This window comes from Mesorhizobium sp. M1A.F.Ca.IN.020.06.1.1 (assembly GCF_004023265.1).
Classification (GTDB): domain Bacteria; phylum Pseudomonadota; class Alphaproteobacteria; order Rhizobiales; family Rhizobiaceae; genus Mesorhizobium.
Genome location: NZ_RZSR01001792.1, coordinates 1 through 462 on the forward strand (window position 1 = coordinate 1; position 462 = coordinate 462).

Annotated in this window: 1 protein-coding gene; it reads right to left on the reverse strand. The window is 61.0% G+C overall.

Going from position 1 to position 462, the window contains the following annotated elements; genetic code table 11:
- Nucleotides 1–137 precede the first annotated feature (137 nt).
- Nucleotides 138–462 (reverse strand): aldehyde dehydrogenase family protein (locus tag EOA60_RS36930; RefSeq protein ID WP_128312825.1); only part of this gene is annotated, 325 nt, incomplete at its 5' end.

Below are 462 nucleotides of genomic sequence, written 5' to 3' on the forward strand. Positions count from 1 at the left end.
TCCGAACGACGAGCCGATACATCCGAACTCAACATGGAACCTGCCTCTTTGATGCTTCGTTGCGGGAGCTTGTCCCCATTAGAGCGACTCGGCGATCTTCTGTGCCGGCGCTGCTATTGCCCGTTATGGACGCCGCGTCAGGCCGCGTCCGGCCTGTGTATGGTCTTGACCTCCTGGAAGTCCTCGAGGCCGAACTTAACGCCCTCGCGCCCATTGCCGGACTGCTTATATCCGCCGAAGGGGCTGCCATATCGCAGCGGCGCGCCGTTGATATGGACCATACCCGCGCGCAAACGGGACGCGACCCGCTCCGCCCGCGCGACGTTCCGTGTTTGGATGTAAGCGGCAAGACCGTATGCGGTATCGTTCGCGATCTCGATCGCATCTTCTTCCGTGTCGAAGGGAATGATGACAAGCACCGGGCCAAACACCTCCTCGCGTGCGATGCGCATGGTGTTGTCG